This is a genomic window from Streptomyces sp. NBC_00704 (assembly GCF_036226605.1).
Taxonomy (GTDB): domain Bacteria; phylum Actinomycetota; class Actinomycetes; order Streptomycetales; family Streptomycetaceae; genus Streptomyces.
The window spans coordinates 3853713-3869108 of record NZ_CP109000.1; the positions used below are offsets into that span (position 1 = coordinate 3853713).

Annotated in this window: 8 protein-coding genes and 1 rRNA gene; 3 read left to right on the forward strand and 6 right to left on the reverse strand. The window is 71.6% G+C overall.

Annotated features, from left to right (window positions below; genetic code table 11):
• Nucleotides 1–203: 203 nt before the first annotated feature.
• Nucleotides 204–1729 (reverse strand): 16S ribosomal RNA (locus OG802_RS16770).
• Between the two features lie 656 nt (nt 1730–2385).
• Complete coding sequence (locus OG802_RS16775) at nt 2386–2952, reverse strand: MarR family winged helix-turn-helix transcriptional regulator (RefSeq protein ID WP_329411405.1); 567 nt, start codon at nt 2950–2952, stop codon at nt 2386–2388.
• A 168-nt stretch (nt 2953–3120) separates the two neighbouring features.
• On the opposite strand from OG802_RS16775, the gene OG802_RS16780 reads away from it, so the two are divergent.
• Complete coding sequence (locus OG802_RS16780; protein WP_329411407.1) at nt 3121–4404, forward strand: MFS transporter; 1284 nt, start codon at nt 3121–3123, stop codon at nt 4402–4404.
• 95 nt (nt 4405–4499) lie between these two features.
• Here OG802_RS16780 and OG802_RS16785 read toward each other — a convergent pair whose 3' ends face one another.
• The 3 genes from OG802_RS16785 to OG802_RS16795 form a co-directional block, all read right to left on the reverse strand.
• Nucleotides 4500–5297, reverse strand: coding sequence for a class I SAM-dependent methyltransferase (locus tag OG802_RS16785; RefSeq protein ID WP_329411409.1), 798 nt, complete (start codon nt 5295–5297; stop codon nt 4500–4502).
• Between the two features lie 359 nt (nt 5298–5656).
• The gene (locus OG802_RS16790) at nt 5657–7309 is read right to left on the reverse strand and encodes an ATP-binding SpoIIE family protein phosphatase (protein ID WP_329411411.1); all 1653 of its coding nucleotides are present in this window, start codon (nt 7307–7309) and stop codon (nt 5657–5659) included.
• 273 nt (nt 7310–7582) lie between these two features.
• Nucleotides 7583–8962 carry an NAD(P)/FAD-dependent oxidoreductase gene (locus OG802_RS16795; RefSeq protein ID WP_329411412.1) on the reverse strand — a complete coding sequence of 460 codons (1380 nt, stop codon included), beginning with the start codon at nt 8960–8962 and terminating at the stop codon, nt 7583–7585.
• 381 nt (nt 8963–9343) lie between these two features.
• On the opposite strand from OG802_RS16795, the gene OG802_RS16800 reads away from it, so the two are divergent.
• Nucleotides 9344–10108 carry a TetR/AcrR family transcriptional regulator gene (locus OG802_RS16800; protein ID WP_329411414.1) on the forward strand — a complete coding sequence of 255 codons (765 nt, stop codon included), beginning with the start codon at nt 9344–9346 and terminating at the stop codon, nt 10106–10108.
• 608 nt (nt 10109–10716) lie between these two features.
• Nucleotides 10717–12729 carry a sigma-70 family RNA polymerase sigma factor gene (locus OG802_RS16805; protein WP_329411415.1) on the forward strand — a complete coding sequence of 671 codons (2013 nt, stop codon included), beginning with the start codon at nt 10717–10719 and terminating at the stop codon, nt 12727–12729.
• 149 nt (nt 12730–12878) lie between these two features.
• Here OG802_RS16805 and OG802_RS16810 read toward each other — a convergent pair whose 3' ends face one another.
• Nucleotides 12879–14999 (reverse strand): asparagine synthase-related protein, encoded by a 2121-nt coding sequence (locus tag OG802_RS16810; protein ID WP_329411417.1) that lies wholly within the window; start codon nt 14997–14999, stop codon nt 12879–12881.
• Nucleotides 15000–15396: the final 397 nt, after the last annotated feature.

The window sequence follows — 15396 nt, forward strand, 5'->3', positions numbered from 1 at the left end:
CCGTGCCCTCAGACACCCAACAGCGTGCCCGGCACCCCCGCCACTCGTGATCAGCTTTCCACGCTCCGAAGAGCAGTACTTGCAGCCCGAGATGACTGAGAGTGCCGAATAATCAACGTTCCACCCTTGAGCAACCAGCATCGGACGTTCGCCGATGAACTGGCCCCTGGACAGCCTTGCGGCTGCCTAGAAGTGCTCCTTAGAAAGGAGGTGATCCAGCCGCACCTTCCGGTACGGCTACCTTGTTACGACTTCGTCCCAATCGCCAGTCCCACCTTCGACAGCTCCCTCCCACAAGGGGTTGGGCCACCGGCTTCGGGTGTTACCGACTTTCGTGACGTGACGGGCGGTGTGTACAAGGCCCGGGAACGTATTCACCGCAGCAATGCTGATCTGCGATTACTAGCAACTCCGACTTCATGGGGTCGAGTTGCAGACCCCAATCCGAACTGAGACCGGCTTTTTGAGATTCGCTCCACCTCACGGTTTCGCAGCTCTTTGTACCGGCCATTGTAGCACGTGTGCAGCCCAAGACATAAGGGGCATGATGACTTGACGTCGTCCCCACCTTCCTCCGAGTTGACCCCGGCAGTCTCCTGTGAGTCCCCATCACCCCGAAGGGCATGCTGGCAACACAGAACAAGGGTTGCGCTCGTTGCGGGACTTAACCCAACATCTCACGACACGAGCTGACGACAGCCATGCACCACCTGTACACCGACCACAAGGGGGCGACCATCTCTGGCCGTTTCCGGTGTATGTCAAGCCTTGGTAAGGTTCTTCGCGTTGCGTCGAATTAAGCCACATGCTCCGCTGCTTGTGCGGGCCCCCGTCAATTCCTTTGAGTTTTAGCCTTGCGGCCGTACTCCCCAGGCGGGGAACTTAATGCGTTAGCTGCGGCACCGACGACGTGGAATGTCGCCAACACCTAGTTCCCACCGTTTACGGCGTGGACTACCAGGGTATCTAATCCTGTTCGCTCCCCACGCTTTCGCTCCTCAGCGTCAGTAATGGCCCAGAGATCCGCCTTCGCCACCGGTGTTCCTCCTGATATCTGCGCATTTCACCGCTACACCAGGAATTCCGATCTCCCCTACCACACTCTAGTCTGCCCGTATCGAATGCAGACCCGGGGTTAAGCCCCGGGCTTTCACATCCGACGCGACAGACCGCCTACGAGCTCTTTACGCCCAATAATTCCGGACAACGCTTGCGCCCTACGTATTACCGCGGCTGCTGGCACGTAGTTAGCCGGCGCTTCTTCTGCAGGTACCGTCACTTTCGCTTCTTCCCTGCTGAAAGAGGTTTACAACCCGAAGGCCGTCATCCCTCACGCGGCGTCGCTGCATCAGGCTTTCGCCCATTGTGCAATATTCCCCACTGCTGCCTCCCGTAGGAGTCTGGGCCGTGTCTCAGTCCCAGTGTGGCCGGTCGCCCTCTCAGGCCGGCTACCCGTCGTCGCCTTGGTGAGCCATTACCTCACCAACAAGCTGATAGGCCGCGGGCTCATCCTTCACCGCCGGAGCTTTCAACCCCCACCCATGCGAGTGGAAGTGGTATCCGGTATTAGACCCCGTTTCCAGGGCTTGTCCCAGAGTGAAGGGCAGATTGCCCACGTGTTACTCACCCGTTCGCCACTAATCCCCACCGAAGTGGTTCATCGTTCGACTTGCATGTGTTAAGCACGCCGCCAGCGTTCGTCCTGAGCCAGGATCAAACTCTCCGTGAATGTTTTCCCGTAATCGGGACCACACATCACGAGAGCGGAGCGGTCAGGCGGAATAGGCCCGACCGTTCACAGCGTCCTCGCTGTGTTTTCTTCAAAGGAACCTCATCCTCGGCTTTCACGGCCGGGGACGGGGTATCAACATATCTGGCGTTGATTTTTGGCACACTGTTGAGTTCTCAAGGAACGGACGCTTCCTTTGTACTCACCCGAACCTGTCGGGCTTTCCTCCGGGCGCTTCCCTTCGATCTTGCGTTTCCGACTCTACCAGACCGTTTTCCGATCCGATTTCCTCGGCGCTTTCCAGGTTCCCGCTTTTGTTTCGCGGTTTCCCTTTCCGGCGGTTCCGACTCTATCAGATCCTTTCGGGCCCGATTCCCAGTCAGAGGGGCTTGTCGTCCCGGCTGTTGGGCCGTTCCGACGTCTCAAACCTTAGCGGATCCGTTGGGCAGTTCCTAATCGGGCTGCCGGCCCCTATTCGAATTGAATTCGGGCACGCCGAAATACAACCCCGTCGGGAGATCGTGCTGTGGTTTGTGTGCCGCTGTCGCGGCGGAGGTGCTGCCGAAGAACCGTTACGGCTCCGTGGCAACCCGAAGAACTCTACTGACCCCGCCAGGCAGTGTCAAGCACCCTCTGTCAAGATCTTTTCCTGCTGGTCAGTCGAGGTCGCTGAGTCTGCCGCCGGCGTCCGGCTGGGCGTGTTCCACCCGGCGCAGCAGCCTGGTCAGGACCTCGCCGAGGGCCGTGCGCTCGTCGGCGGTGAGGTCCTGGAGGAGATCCTCCTCGAAGACCGTCGCCATCCGCATCGCTCGCAGCCACTTCTCGCGGCCCTCGGTCGTCAGCTCCACGATCACGCGGACCCGGTTCGTCTCGTCCCGCTCCCGGGTCACCAGTCCCTCGCCGACCATGCGGTCGATCCGGTGGGTCATCGCGGCCGGCGTGAGGCCGAGGCGCTTGGCCAGGTCACTGGGGCCCAGGCGATAGGGGACGCCGGAGAGGACGAGGGCCTTGAGGACCTCCCACTCGGCGTTGCTGATGCCGAGGTCGGCGGTCTGCCGGCCGTACGCGACGTTCATGCGGCGGTTGAGGCGGGAGAGCGCCGAGACGATCTTCTCGACCTGCGGGTCGAGGTCCTGGAACTCGCGCTGGTAGGCGGCGATCTGCTCTTCCAGGGTCGGCTCGCCGCCGAGGCCGGTGCCGGTCGTGCCGGGGGTGTCGCCCATGGGCGCAAGTATCGCACGCGGTCCATTCGCGTTGAAGTGCTTCGAGGTGTACTGTTCAACCTCGAACTTTAGCTTTGAAGTCTTCGGTACTAAGTCCTGAGGGCGTAGAAGCATCACATCGAGGGCCGCGCACCGGGCGTGCGTCGGCGCTGTCTGAGAGAGGTGAACGTGACCAGGGCGATGGGCGCAGCGATGCGCCGGATCCATGTGGGCAACGCGCTCAGCGCGTTCGGGCTGGGCTTCACGGTCCCCTACCTGTACGTCTATGTGGCGCAGGTGCGGGGTCTGGGGTCCATGACGGCGGGGCTCGTCCTCGCCGTCTTCGCCGTGGCCGCGCTGATCGTGCTGCCGTTCGCCGGCCGGGCGATCGTGCGGCGCGGTCCCCTGCCGGTCCTGCTCGCCGCCCTGGTCACCGCCGCCGTCGGCTCGCTGGGCCTGGGGCTCGCCGGGAACGCGACCGCCGTCCTGACGGCCGCGGCCGCTCTCGGCGCCGGGCAGGCCGTGATGCAGCCGGCGCTGGCGACGATGATCGTGGACAGCTCGACGTCGGAGACCCGCTCGCGGGCGTTCGCCACGCAGTTCTTCCTGCAGAACCTCGGGCTCGGCGTGGGCGGGCTGATCGGCGGGCACCTCGTCGACGCCACGCGCGTGTCCTCCTTCACGCTGCTGTTCGCCATCGAGGCGGCGATGTTCCTGCTGCTGGCCGTGGTGATGTCCACGGTGCGGCTGCCGCACGCCCCGCGTGTGGGGGACGTCCCGCGGTCCGCCCGGGGCAGCTGGAAGCAGATGCTGCGCAACCGGGCCATGGTGCAGCTGTGCGTGCTCGGGTTCGTGTTGTTCTTCGCCTGCTACGGGCAGTTCGAGTCGGGGCTGAGCGCGTACGGGGTCGAGGCCGCCGGGATCTCGACGCCCGCCCTCGGGACCGCGTTGGCCGCCAACACGGCGATGATCGTGGTCGCGCAGTTCGCGGTGCTGAAGTTCGTCGAGCGGCAGAAGCGGTCGCGGGTGATCGCGGCGGTCGGGCTGATCTGGGCGGTGGCCTGGGTCGTGGCCGGTTACGCCGGGCTCGGACACGGCAGTCAGACGATGGCGACGGCCGCGTTCGTGTCCACGTACGCGCTGTTCGGGCTGGGCGAGGCGATGCTGTCGCCGACGGTCGCGCCCCTGGTGGCGGATCTCGCGCCGGACGGTCTGGCGGGTCAGTACAACTCGGCGTTCGCCCTGGTGAAGCAGCTCGCGCTGGCGGTCGGTCCGGCGGTGGGCGGGCCGTTGGCGGCTTCCCTGGCCGCCCCGTACATCGTGACGTTCCTGCTGTTCTCGCTCGGGATCACCTACCTGGCGTTGCGGCTGGGGCGGCGGCTCACCGCCGTCCAGGATCAGCCGTGGCTGGTGCGGAACCGGGTCGTGGCCCGGGGTGGGACCGCCGTGGAGCCGGTGGCGGCCGAGGTCTGAGGTCCGGCCTCCGGGGTCTGGGGCTCATTCGAGGTGGCACTGTGGGGAGGCGGCCGTCGTTCTCGGGAACGACGGCCGCCTCTCTGTTCTGTGGGTCAGCGGGTCGCGGTCACGAGGGTCGAGGTGAAGGGGAACGTCGTCGTCGATGCGGGGAGGTGGGCGCGGATCGTCGCGGCTGCCCGGTCGAGGGCCTCGTCGCCGCCGGAGTCGATGAGCGAGCGTCCCCAGGGGATGGCGGAGAGATGGCCGGCGACGTAGTCCTCCAGGGGCGGCAGGTCGATGGCGAAGGTGAGGTCGCGGCGGGTCGTGGAGTGGAAGCCGGCGCGGTCGAGGGCGGCGGTCAGACGGTCGGCGGCGTCGAAGGCGGCCCGGAAGGTCGCGGCCGCGTCGGGGCCGTCGAACTGTTCGAGGGCGCGGAGCTGGGCGAGGAAGTACGGGGAGTCGTCGAGGCGGGCCCAGAGGGTGGCGGCGAAGCGGCCTCCGGGGCGGGTGACGCGGGCGGTCTCCGCCAGGGCCGCGTCGAGGTCGGGGAAGAACTGGACGCCCTGCTGGCAGAGGACGGCGTCGAAGGCGGCGTCGGGGTAGGGCAGGTCGTCGGCGGGGGCGGGGGTGAACTCGATGTCCGGGTAGAGGCGTGGGTGGCATGCCTCGGCGATCTTGAGCATGCCCTCGTTGAGGTCCGTGCCGGCGACCCGGCCGGCGGGGCCGGCCTGTGCGGCGGCGGCGCGTGCCGCGAAGCCCGTTCCGCAGGCGAGGTCGAGGACGGTGGCGCCGGGACAGAGGTCCACGGAGTCCACGAGTGCGGTGACGAAGGGCGCCATGAGGGGCGCGACGTAGTGTTCGTAGCGCTCGGGGGCGCTTCCCTTGAGGTCGAAGCCCGTTGCGTCTGCCATGGGGAGCTACTAGCACCGGGGGGCGGGTTCGCCTAGGTGCCGCGCGCGGGGGAATGGACGTTCGGGACTGTTCCCGGCCCTTTTTCGCTCCCCTTGAATCGGTCGCTTCCCTTGAATCGGTCGCTTCCCTTGGACCGGTCGCTCCCCTTGGACCGGTCGCTCCCTTTGGGGTCTGTCGCCGTCCGGCCCGGTCGGCCGTTCTCGGCCTGGCGGCCGGCTCTCCCGATCGCCGGGTGTTCTCGGTCGGCGGGCGTTCCCCGTCGGCGGGCGTTCCCCGTCGGCGGGCACTCTCGGTCGGCGGGCACTCTCGGTCGGCGGGCGTTCCCAGCCGGACGGGCGTTCCCCGTCGGCGGGTGTTCTCAGTCGGCCGGTTTCGGCAGGACGAATTCGCACCACACGGCCTTTCCGCCGCCCGGGGTGCTTCTGCTGCCCCAGTTCGAGGCGATGGTGGCGACGATGGCGATGCCCCGGCCGGACTCGTCGCCCGGTTCCGCACGGCGGCGGCGCGGGAGGTGGTCGTCGCCGTCGGTGACCTCGATGATCAGGCGGCGGTCGGTGCGGCGCAGGCGCAGCCGCATCGGCGGGATGCCGTGCTGGAGCGAGTTGGCGACGAGTTCGCTGGCGGCGAGGACGCCGAGGTCGTGCAGGTCGGCCGGGAAGCGCCAGCTGGTCAGGACGCCGGACGCGAAGGCACGCGCGCGGGGGGCGGCTTCCACCCCGCCGAGGAGCTCCAGGGCCGCGTTGCGGAACAGCTCGCCGTCGGGACCGGTGCGGGCCGGGTGTTGCAGGACGAGGACGGCGACGTCGTCGTCGTGGTCGGCGGTGACGCCGGCCGAGCGGACCAGGCGGTCGCAGACGACCTGGGGGGTGCCGGTCGCGCCGGCCAGGGCGCGTTCGAGGGCGGCGATGCCCTCGTCGAGGTCCTCGTTCCGGCGCTCGACGAGGCCGTCGGTGTAGAGGACGGCCGTCGAGCCGGGGCCGAGGGGGATCGAGCCGGAGGCGTGCATCCAGCCGCCGGTGCCGAGCGGGGGGCCGGTGGGCTCGTCGGCGCGCAGGACGGTGCCGTTGTCGTCGCGGACGAGGATGGGCAGATGGCCCGCGGACGCGTACACCAGGCGGCCCTCGTTGGGGTCGTGGATGGCGTACACGCAGGTGGCGATCTGGTTGGCGTCGATCTCCGTGGCGAGGCCGTCGAGGAGCTGGAGGACCTCGTGCGGGGGCAGGTCGAGGCGGGCGTAGGCCCGCACGGCCGTGCGGAGCTGGCCCATGACGGCGGCCGCGCGGACGCCTCGTCCCATGACGTCGCCGATGACGAGGGCGGTGCGGCCGCCGCCCAGGGTGATGACGTCGTACCAGTCGCCGCCGACGGCGGCCTCGGTGCCGCCGGGCTGGTAGGTGGCGGCGATGCGCAGGTCGTCGGGCTCTTCGAGCTCCTGGGGCAGCAGGGAGCGCTGGAGGGTGACGGCGGTCTCGCGTTGGCGTCGTTCGCTGGTTCTGAGGCGTTCGGCGGCCTCGGCGTGGTCGGTGACGTCGGTGGCGAAGATCAGGACGGCGCCCTTGCCGTTGTCCTCGGCGGCCGGGGTGCACGTGAACGTGTAGTGGCGGCCGTCGGGGGCCTTGCGGGACTTCAGGGTGCGGGGCTTGCCGCTGCGCAGGGCCTGGTCGAGGAGGGGCAGCAGGCCGAGGTCGCGGAGTTCGGGGAGGGCGTCGGCGGCGGGCTCGCCGCAGGGGCGGGCGCCGAAGGCCGCGGTGTAGGCGTCGTTGACGTAGGCGAGGCGGTGGTCGGGGCCGTGGACGAGCGCGACGAGGGCCGGGACGCGGTCGAGGACCTCACGGACGGGGAGTTCGTCGACGGCGGGCACCGGGGGAGGCTCGTCGCCGAGTCGTTCGGCGCGGGCCGCCGGCACGGAGCCCTCGCTCCGCCGGTCCGTGGTGGTGACCGGGGGCTCGGCTCGCGCGGCGGCGCGGCGCTGCGTTCCGGGGAGCCGGGCGCTCCAGCGCGTGAAGTTCACGAATCCTTGCCTCGTGTTAGTCGTCGTCGGCCGGCTCCGGGCCCGGCCTGGGCTCCGGGGGCCGCGCGGCGGTGGCCGCACATTGTTGCAGCCCCCGGGGTGTGGGGCACGTGGGGACGGCTCGGTGGGTCTGGCGGGGGCGGGTGGTGGTCCGCCCCGGCTCGGGAGGGGGCTCGGGAGGGGCTGTGAGCAGGGAGCAGTCTGGCAGGGTGGCCGCCGTCCGGGCCGACATTCGTCAGACGTGGGGGCGGCCGGTGGAGTTCCTGGATCGGGTCAGGACGACCCCTTCGGGTCGTCGGAAGACTCGTCAGAAGGCTTTCCACCGGCAGCGAGTTCGAACTCCGCGCGAGGATGTTCGAGTGATCCCAGGGAGACGATCTCCCGTTTGAAGAGGCCGGAGAGGGTCCATTCGGCGAGCACGCGCGCCTTGCGGTTGAAGGTGGGCACGCGGCTGAGGTGGTAGGCGCGGTGCATGAACCAGGCGGGGTAGCCCTTGAGCTTGCGTCCGTAGACGTGGGCGACGCCCTTGTGCAGGCCGAGCGAGGCGACCGAGCCGACGTATTTGTGCGAGTACGTCTGCAGGGGTTCGCCGCGCAGGGAACGGACGATGTTGTCGGCGAGCAGCTTGGCCTGGCGGACGGCGTGCTGGGCGTTGGGGGCGGTCTGGCTGCCGGGTTCGGCGGCCGTGACGTCGGGGACGGCCGCCGCGTCTCCGGCCGCCCACGCGTGCGTGACGCCGTCGACGGTCAGCTCGGGAGTGCACTTCAGCCGGCCTCGTTCGGTGAGCGGGAGGCCGGTGGCGGCGAGCAGCGGGTGGGGTTTGACGCCGGCGGTCCACACGACCGTGCGGGTCGGGAAGCGGGCGCCGTCGCTGAGGACGGCGACGCGGTCGGCGCAGGACTCCAGGCGGGTGTTCAGGCGGACGTCGATGTTGCGGCGGCGCAGCTCGCTGACGGTGTAGCGGCCCAGGTCGGGGCCGACCTCGGGCAGGATCCGGTCGGAGGCCTCGACGAGGATCCACTTCAGGTCGTCGGCCTGGATGTTGTGGTAGTAGCGGGTGGTGTAGCGGGCCATGTCCTCCAGCTCGCCGAGGGCCTCCACGCCCGCGTAGCCGCCGCCGACGAAGACGAAGGTGAGGGCGGCGTCGCGGATGGCGGGGTCGCGGGTGGAGGAGGCGATGTCCATCTGCTCGATGACGTGGTTGCGCAGCCCGATGGCCTCTTCGACGGTCTTGAAGCCGATGGCGAAGTCGGCGAGGCCCGGGACGGGCAGGGTGCGGGAGATCGAGCCGGGCGCGAGGACGAGTTCGTCGTACGTCAGCTGCCGGGGGCCGGTGCCCTCCTCCTCGGTGGCGAGGGTGGTGAGGGTGGCGGTGCGTTTGGCGTGGTCGACGGCGGTGACCTCGCCGACCACGATCCGGCAGTGGGGCAGGACGCGGCGCAGGGGCACGACGACGTGCCGGGGGGAGATGTTCCCCGCGGCCGCCTCGGGCAGGAAGGGCTGGTAGGTCATGTACGGGTCGGGAGAGACGACAGTGATCTCGGCCTCGCCCCTGCCGAGTTCCTGTCTGAGCTGCCGCTGGAGCCGCAGCGCCGTGTACATCCCGACGTAGCCGCCGCCGACAACGAGAATGCGCGCACGTTCCTTCACCATCCCATGACGCACCGGGCGACGGAGTTTGTCCACAGCCTCGACAATTTGTGTGACCGCGAGTCGCGTGGGACGGGGGTTGGCCGAAACTCCGGAACGAGGGGCGTTTACCCAGCTCACAGGGCGTACGCCGGGGTGCGGGAAGGGGCGCAATCGGGACGTATGCGACCCGTACTCCGATCGGGGGGCGCTCCGTGCGGAACGTGCCCCTTCTGAATTGACTCCCACTCAACTATGTTCGTGTGTCGACGGGGTGTCAGGGGGAAGCGCTCCGCGGGTCTGCGACGGGCGGGTCCACGGAGACCGTCCCCTGTGCTGTACGCCCCGGCTTTCGATTTGCGGGGAGAGTCTCCGGGGGGAGACGTCATTACCGGGGGATCAATCATGACGGTTCAGAACTCGCATTGGTCGACAGCGTCGGCCCTCGCACCGAGTGGCGCGATCGGCGCCGCGGTGGGCGGCGCACGAGGAGACAGCGCGCGGACGGCACCGCTGCGCGTGGACGCACAGCGCAATCTGGAGCACGTGCTGCGAGCGGCGCGTGAGGTATTCGGCGAGCTGGGTTACGGCGCGCCGATGGAGGACGTGGCGCGGCGCGCGCGGGTCGGCGTCGGCACCGTGTACCGGCGCTTCCCGAGCAAGGACGTCCTGGTGCGCCGGATAGCCGAGGAGGAGACCTCCCGGCTGACCGACCAGGCGCGGGCGGCGCTGGGCCAGGAGGACGAGCCGTGGTCGGCGCTGTCGCGCTTCCTGCGCACGTCCGTGGCGTCCGGCGCCGGGCGGCTGCTGCCGCCGCAGGTGCTGCGCGTCGGGGTCGCCGAGGACGACGTCGAGGCGGCGCGGGCGGACGAGGCGAGGGTGCCGCAGCAGCGGACCCAGCCGGGCGGCGGCGAACTGCGGCTCGTCCCGGAGGACGGCGCCACGGCCGCCGTCGACGACGCGGGGGCCGCTGCGCTGCTCGACGTCGTGGGCCGGCTTGTGGAGCGGGCGCGGGAGGCGGGCGAGCTGCGCGCCGACGTGTCGGTGTCCGACGTGCTGCTGGTCATCGCGACGGCGGCGCCCTCACTGCCCGATCCGGCGCAGCAGGCGGCGGCCTCGGCACGGCTGCTGGACATCCTGCTGGAGGGCCTGCGCTCACGGTCCACCTGACCCGAGCGGTCCTCTGAGCCGAGCGGTTCTCCTGAGCCGAGCCGCCCGGGGACGCGTCCTGAGGGGCGCGTTCCGTGGGCGCGCGGTCTGTTGGCACGGTTGGGGGACGGTCCGTGAGGGTGCGGGCGACCCGTCAGGGGCGGGCGGCCCGTCAGGGGCAGGCGGCCCGTCAGGGGCAGGCGGCCCGTGACGGGCGGCCGTGGATGCGTCCGGCACGGGCGCGATGCGTGTGGTGCGTCCCGTACGGGCGTGTCTTGTGAGGCGCGTTCCGTGAGGGTGCGGGCCTCAGGCGTGGGCCTCTTGAGGCGCGTCCCGTGAGGTGCGGGCCGCGCGGGTGGTCTCGTGAGGGTGAGTGGGGGGGCGTGGGGCCGTGGGGCTCTCGTCCCCGCTCTGCCGTGTCGGGCGTACGGGGCGTGGTGACTTCCGTCCTCAACTTCGTTCGTCAGGGCGTTAGTTGAAGCTCACCCGGTGAGGTGAGCATGGGTACTGACTTGCGAATGTTCCCCACGGACGAGTGGGCAGCCCGTCGCGCGGGGTCCTGAACAAAAGCCGATATGGCACTCTGACCCGGTGGTCGGGACTGGTGGGGCAGGCGGGGGCTTTCCGCGATGAGCGTTGACGGTCGGGACGAACAGGTGCCGAGCCAGGGCGGCCGCGTCCGAGGTCCGGCCGGCGAACCGGTCGCCCCTTCGCCGGGCGCCCCTTCACCGGGCGCCCCTTCGCCGGGCGGGCCGCCGCACGAGACCGTTCCGGCACAGCGCGAAGGCCGGCGGCGCGGGAGCCGGACAGACGGCTGGGGCGAATGCCCGGGTGAAGGCCTGGGCGACGGCATCCTGCCGCCGCCGCGCGAGGTGCCGCCCGCAGACACCGAGCTGATCGGCCGGATGCGCTCGGGCGACGACACGGCGTACGAGGAGCTGTACCGGCGCCACGCCGACGCCGTGCGCCGCTACGCCCGCACCTGCTGCCGGGACGCGCACACCGCCGACGATCTCACCGCCGAGGTGTTCGCCCGCATGCTGCAAGCGGTGCGCGGTGGCTCCGGCCCCGAGTACGCCGTCCGCGCCTACCTCCTCACCTGCGTGCGGCGTGTGGCCGCAGGCTGGACCCGGTCGGCGAAGCGGGAACAGCTCGTCGACGACTTCGCGGTGTTCGCCGCGCAGTCCGCGCACTCCGCCCGCTCCTCGGACACCGCGGACGACACCGCGTCCTCCGGGTCCTTCGGGGCGGGGCTGGAGCTGGGCGCCGACGTACGCGCGATGCACGAGGCCGAGCAGTCGATGGCCATGCAGGCCTTCCGCTCGCTGCCCGAGCGCTGGCAGGCGGTCCTGTGGCACACCGAGGTCGAGGACGAGTCGCCGAGCGAGGTCGCCATGCTCTTCGGCCTCGACGCCAACGGCACGCGCGTGCTGGCCAGCCGGGCTCGGGAGGGCCTCAAGCAGGCCTACCTCCAGGCTCACGTCAGCGCTGCCCTCACCAGCGACGAGGACTGCGCCCGCTACGCCGACCAGCTCGGCACCTACGCCCGCCGCCGGCTGCGCACCCGTGCCGAACGGGGGCTGCGCAAGCATCTGGAGGAGTGCGCCAAGTGCCGGCTGGCCGCCCTGCAGATCGAGGAGGTGGCCGGCAGCATCCCGGCCGTCGTGCCGGTCGCGGTCATCGGCTGGTTCGGCGCCGCCGGGTACGCCAAGGCGCTCGCACTCCTCGCGGGCGGCACGGGAGCGGGCGCGGCGGGCGTCGCGGGCGCGGCCGCCGCGGCGAGCGGTTCCTCCGGCGGTGCCGGCGCCGGGAGCGGTGCGGCGGCCTCGGAAGGGCTGGGCGCGCCGCTGAAGGCCGGCATCGCGGCCGGGGTGGTCGCGGTGGCGGCGGCCGCGGTCGCCCTTGCGCTGGTCGGCCACGACGCCGCACCGCCCGAGGCGAGACCCTCGGCCTCCGCACCGGCGCCGGTCGTGCGGCCGGAGGAGCCGACGCCCACGCCCACACCCGCGCCCGCCGCGGAACCCGGACCACGGCCCCCGGGGATCGTGCCCGTGGCGGCGCCCACGCCCCCGGCTCCCGCGCCCCGCCCGACTCCCCCGCCCACGCCGCCCGCCTCATCCCCTGCGGCCACTGACCCCCCGCCCACGGCTGCTCCGAGCCCGACGCCCACGCCCACCCCGACGCCCACACCCCCGCCGCCGCCCGCACCGGTCGTCTACCGGCTGGACGAGCTGCCCTTCGACGTCACCGGCGACGGAACCGGGCCCGAGATCAGGCTCCGCGGCAGCAGCTGGGTGTGGCAGCGCTCCGCCGTGTCCATCGCCGGACGACGCCATGAGCGCGGGGTGACCGTGCACGGCCACTCCTCCGTCACCGTCGACCTCAACCGCCGGTGCACCTCCTACGACGCGGTCGTCGGCGTGGACGATCTGACGCTGAAGCTCGGCAAGGTCTCCTTCGCCGTCTACGCCGGAGCGAACCGGCTCTGGTCGTCCGAGGTGCTCGCCGGCGGCGACCCGGCCGTGCCCGTCCATGTGGACCTGGCGGGCCTCACCCGAGTGCGGCTGGTGGTCGAACCCCACGGGCCCTTCGGCTCGGTGGCGCTCGCCGACTGGGCGGAGTCCGGGTTCACCTGCTTCTAGCCGCCCGGGACGGCGGCGGGTCCGGGTGGACGCGCACGGCCTGCGTCACGTGCCCGCTCGCGCGCCCGTGCAGCGAGCCGGTCCGTCGTCAGGGCCCGCCCCTGCCCCGCCCCTCACTCCGCCTGAAGTCGGCGCTTCACCCCGGCGCTTCACCCCCCGGAGGAGACCGCCCTGCGTTGCGGGGCGATGCCTGCCGGTACCGCGCGGGCGCGTGCCGGGGTGCCGGTCCAGCAGGTGCCTCTGCGGGACAGGAGGCGGCGCAGCCAGAGTTCGAGGGAGACCAGGTCGGCGAGTCCGTCCAGGGGGAGGGGTTCGCCCGAGGCGGCGGCCCGCAGGGCCTTGCGGACCACTCTTGCTTCGACGAGGCCGGCCTCGGCGAGGAGCGGGGCCTCGAACAGGCCGAGGAGGGGGTCCATGGCCATGCGCAGTCCGGCGCGGGCCGCCGCGGTGGCGGAGGCCTGGGAGGGCGCGCCCCAGCCGTGCGGGAGGTCGGTGACGCCGGCGCCCTTGAGGACGGTGCGCAGGATCGCGGCGCGCGCCCCGGGTTGCACGCGCAGGGTCTCCGGGAGGGCGCGGCAGGCCCGTACGACCTGGTTGTCGAGGAAGGGCGCGTGCAGGCGCTGGGAGCGGATCTCGGCGGCCTGCTCCAGGACGCGCAGGTCCATGGCGTGCCGGGTGAGGGCCGCACGCGCGCGGTAGTCGCCCGGACGCCGGCCGGGGCCCCCTCCGGTGCGGAGGGCCGCGCCTTGTAGGCGAACCGATACTTCAGCGAGCGCCTCCCCGGTCAGCCAGCGTGCGGCCGGGCCCGCGCCGCCCCAGGTCAGCGCGGCCAGCGAGGCTCCGACGGCGCCGGAGGGGTCGTCGAAACTGAAGCTGCGGTGCAGCAGCCGGTCGGCGAGTTCCTCCAAACCGGCGCGGTACGGGGTGCGGGCCAGCCGGCGGGCCGCGCCGTACACGCGCGCGGGGACGAGCACGGAGCCGTCCGCCTTGGTGAGGGCGGCGACCGGGCGCACGAGGTGGCGGCGCTTGCGGTCCATCAACAGGTCCGCCAGGCGGGCCGGGTGGGCGTCCAGGACCTGGCGGGCGCCGTGTCCCGTGAAGTGGTCGGCGCTGCCCGAGGCGAGGCGGGCGCGGTGCCGGGCGGCCGTGACCAGACTCTGGCCGGGCTCGTCGGTGAGCGGTCCGTCCAGGTCGGCGTAGGGCAGGGTCTCCTCGCTGCCGGCCACGACGACGTGGTGCAGGCGCGGGTTGGCCGCGAGGACGCCGGCGCGTTCCAGTTCGGCCTCGCGTCCGCCCACGGCCAGGTCGTTGAAGGTGACGGCCAGCAGGCGCTCCCCCGCGCCGGTGCCGTGGCCGAGGAGCGTGCCGGGTCTGCCGGGCAGGCCGGCCGCGAGGAGGGCGAGGGTGCCGGAGGCGGGGCCGCCGGAGAGGTCCGCGCCGATGCCGGGGACGGGCATCCCGCGCGCGGCGCGCCGCTCGGCGGGTCCCATGCCGGGGACGGGGCCGGGGTCGATGTCGGGGACGTGCCGGGGCGCGGACAGGCGGGCGCGCACCGCCTCGACGAGCGCGTCGCGTACGGCGTCCACGGCGCGGTCGGGGTCGGCCGAGGGTGCGGCCACGGCGAGGGAGGCGACCGGCTCGTACCCGGCGATCTCGCGCGCCCCGGCGCGCAGGATCAGGGCGTGCCCGGGAGGAATGCGGCGCACGCCGTCGTACGGGGTGGAGTCGTGCAGGGCCGCCGGTACGTCGGGAGCGGCGAGCAGCGCCGCGAGGTGGCCGAAGTCGAGGTTGGCCTCGACGAGGTCGGCGAGCGGCAGCGCGGCCGTCGCGTAGGCCGTGCCGCCCGCCCAGGGGGTGTGGAACACCGGGCGCGCGCCCGCGAGATCGCCGCAGACGGTGAGGCGCCGGCCGACCTGGACGATCGCGGTGTAGCTGCCCGCCCAGGCCGTCAGATGCCGAAGTGCGCCTCCGCGCGCGGCGAACAGCCCGATGCGCAGTTGTTCGTCGGTCGCGCCGCAGGTGCCGAAGACGGCGATGCGGGTCTGCGGGTCGACGCCGACCACCCGCACCTCGTCGGGCCGCCAGTCGCCCACCGCCCACAGCGGATCGGGGTCGCCCCACAGGAGTTGGGAGCCCACGGGCTGCAAGGTCTCGCCCTCGTGGCCGACCCGGCCCCCGTAGGACACGCCGTCGCCCCGGCGGCCGTCGTGGCCGACGGGCCCGCCGAGCGAACCCGCGGCGGCGCTGCTCCACCCCACCAACCACCGCATCGACGCCTCCACAGGCTGTGGACAACCGAGTGCACCGTACGAACGGTTCACCATGCTGCCACGAAGAGCGCGCCACAGAGGGAGGCGGCACCGCTTGTGATCCGGGAAGCGCGCACGTGCGAACACGGCGGCGCGGAACGGTGCGACCGCGCACACCCCGGTGTCCACGACCTGAATGCGCCCCCGGTACGCTCCCCCAGAACGCCCTGCGCGCCCTCGATTTCCGTGGTGAGAGGCGTGGTCACCCACGGAACGCAGGGTCGCTTTTCGGCCAAATCCCAGGCGTACGTCCGGCGTTGGGAGCACGACGAGCAGGCTTCGCACACGCTCCGTACACACGCGCGTGCCCCGAAGGCCCGCGCCGGTCCGGGAGGCGGAGTCCGCCCCCCGGACCGCT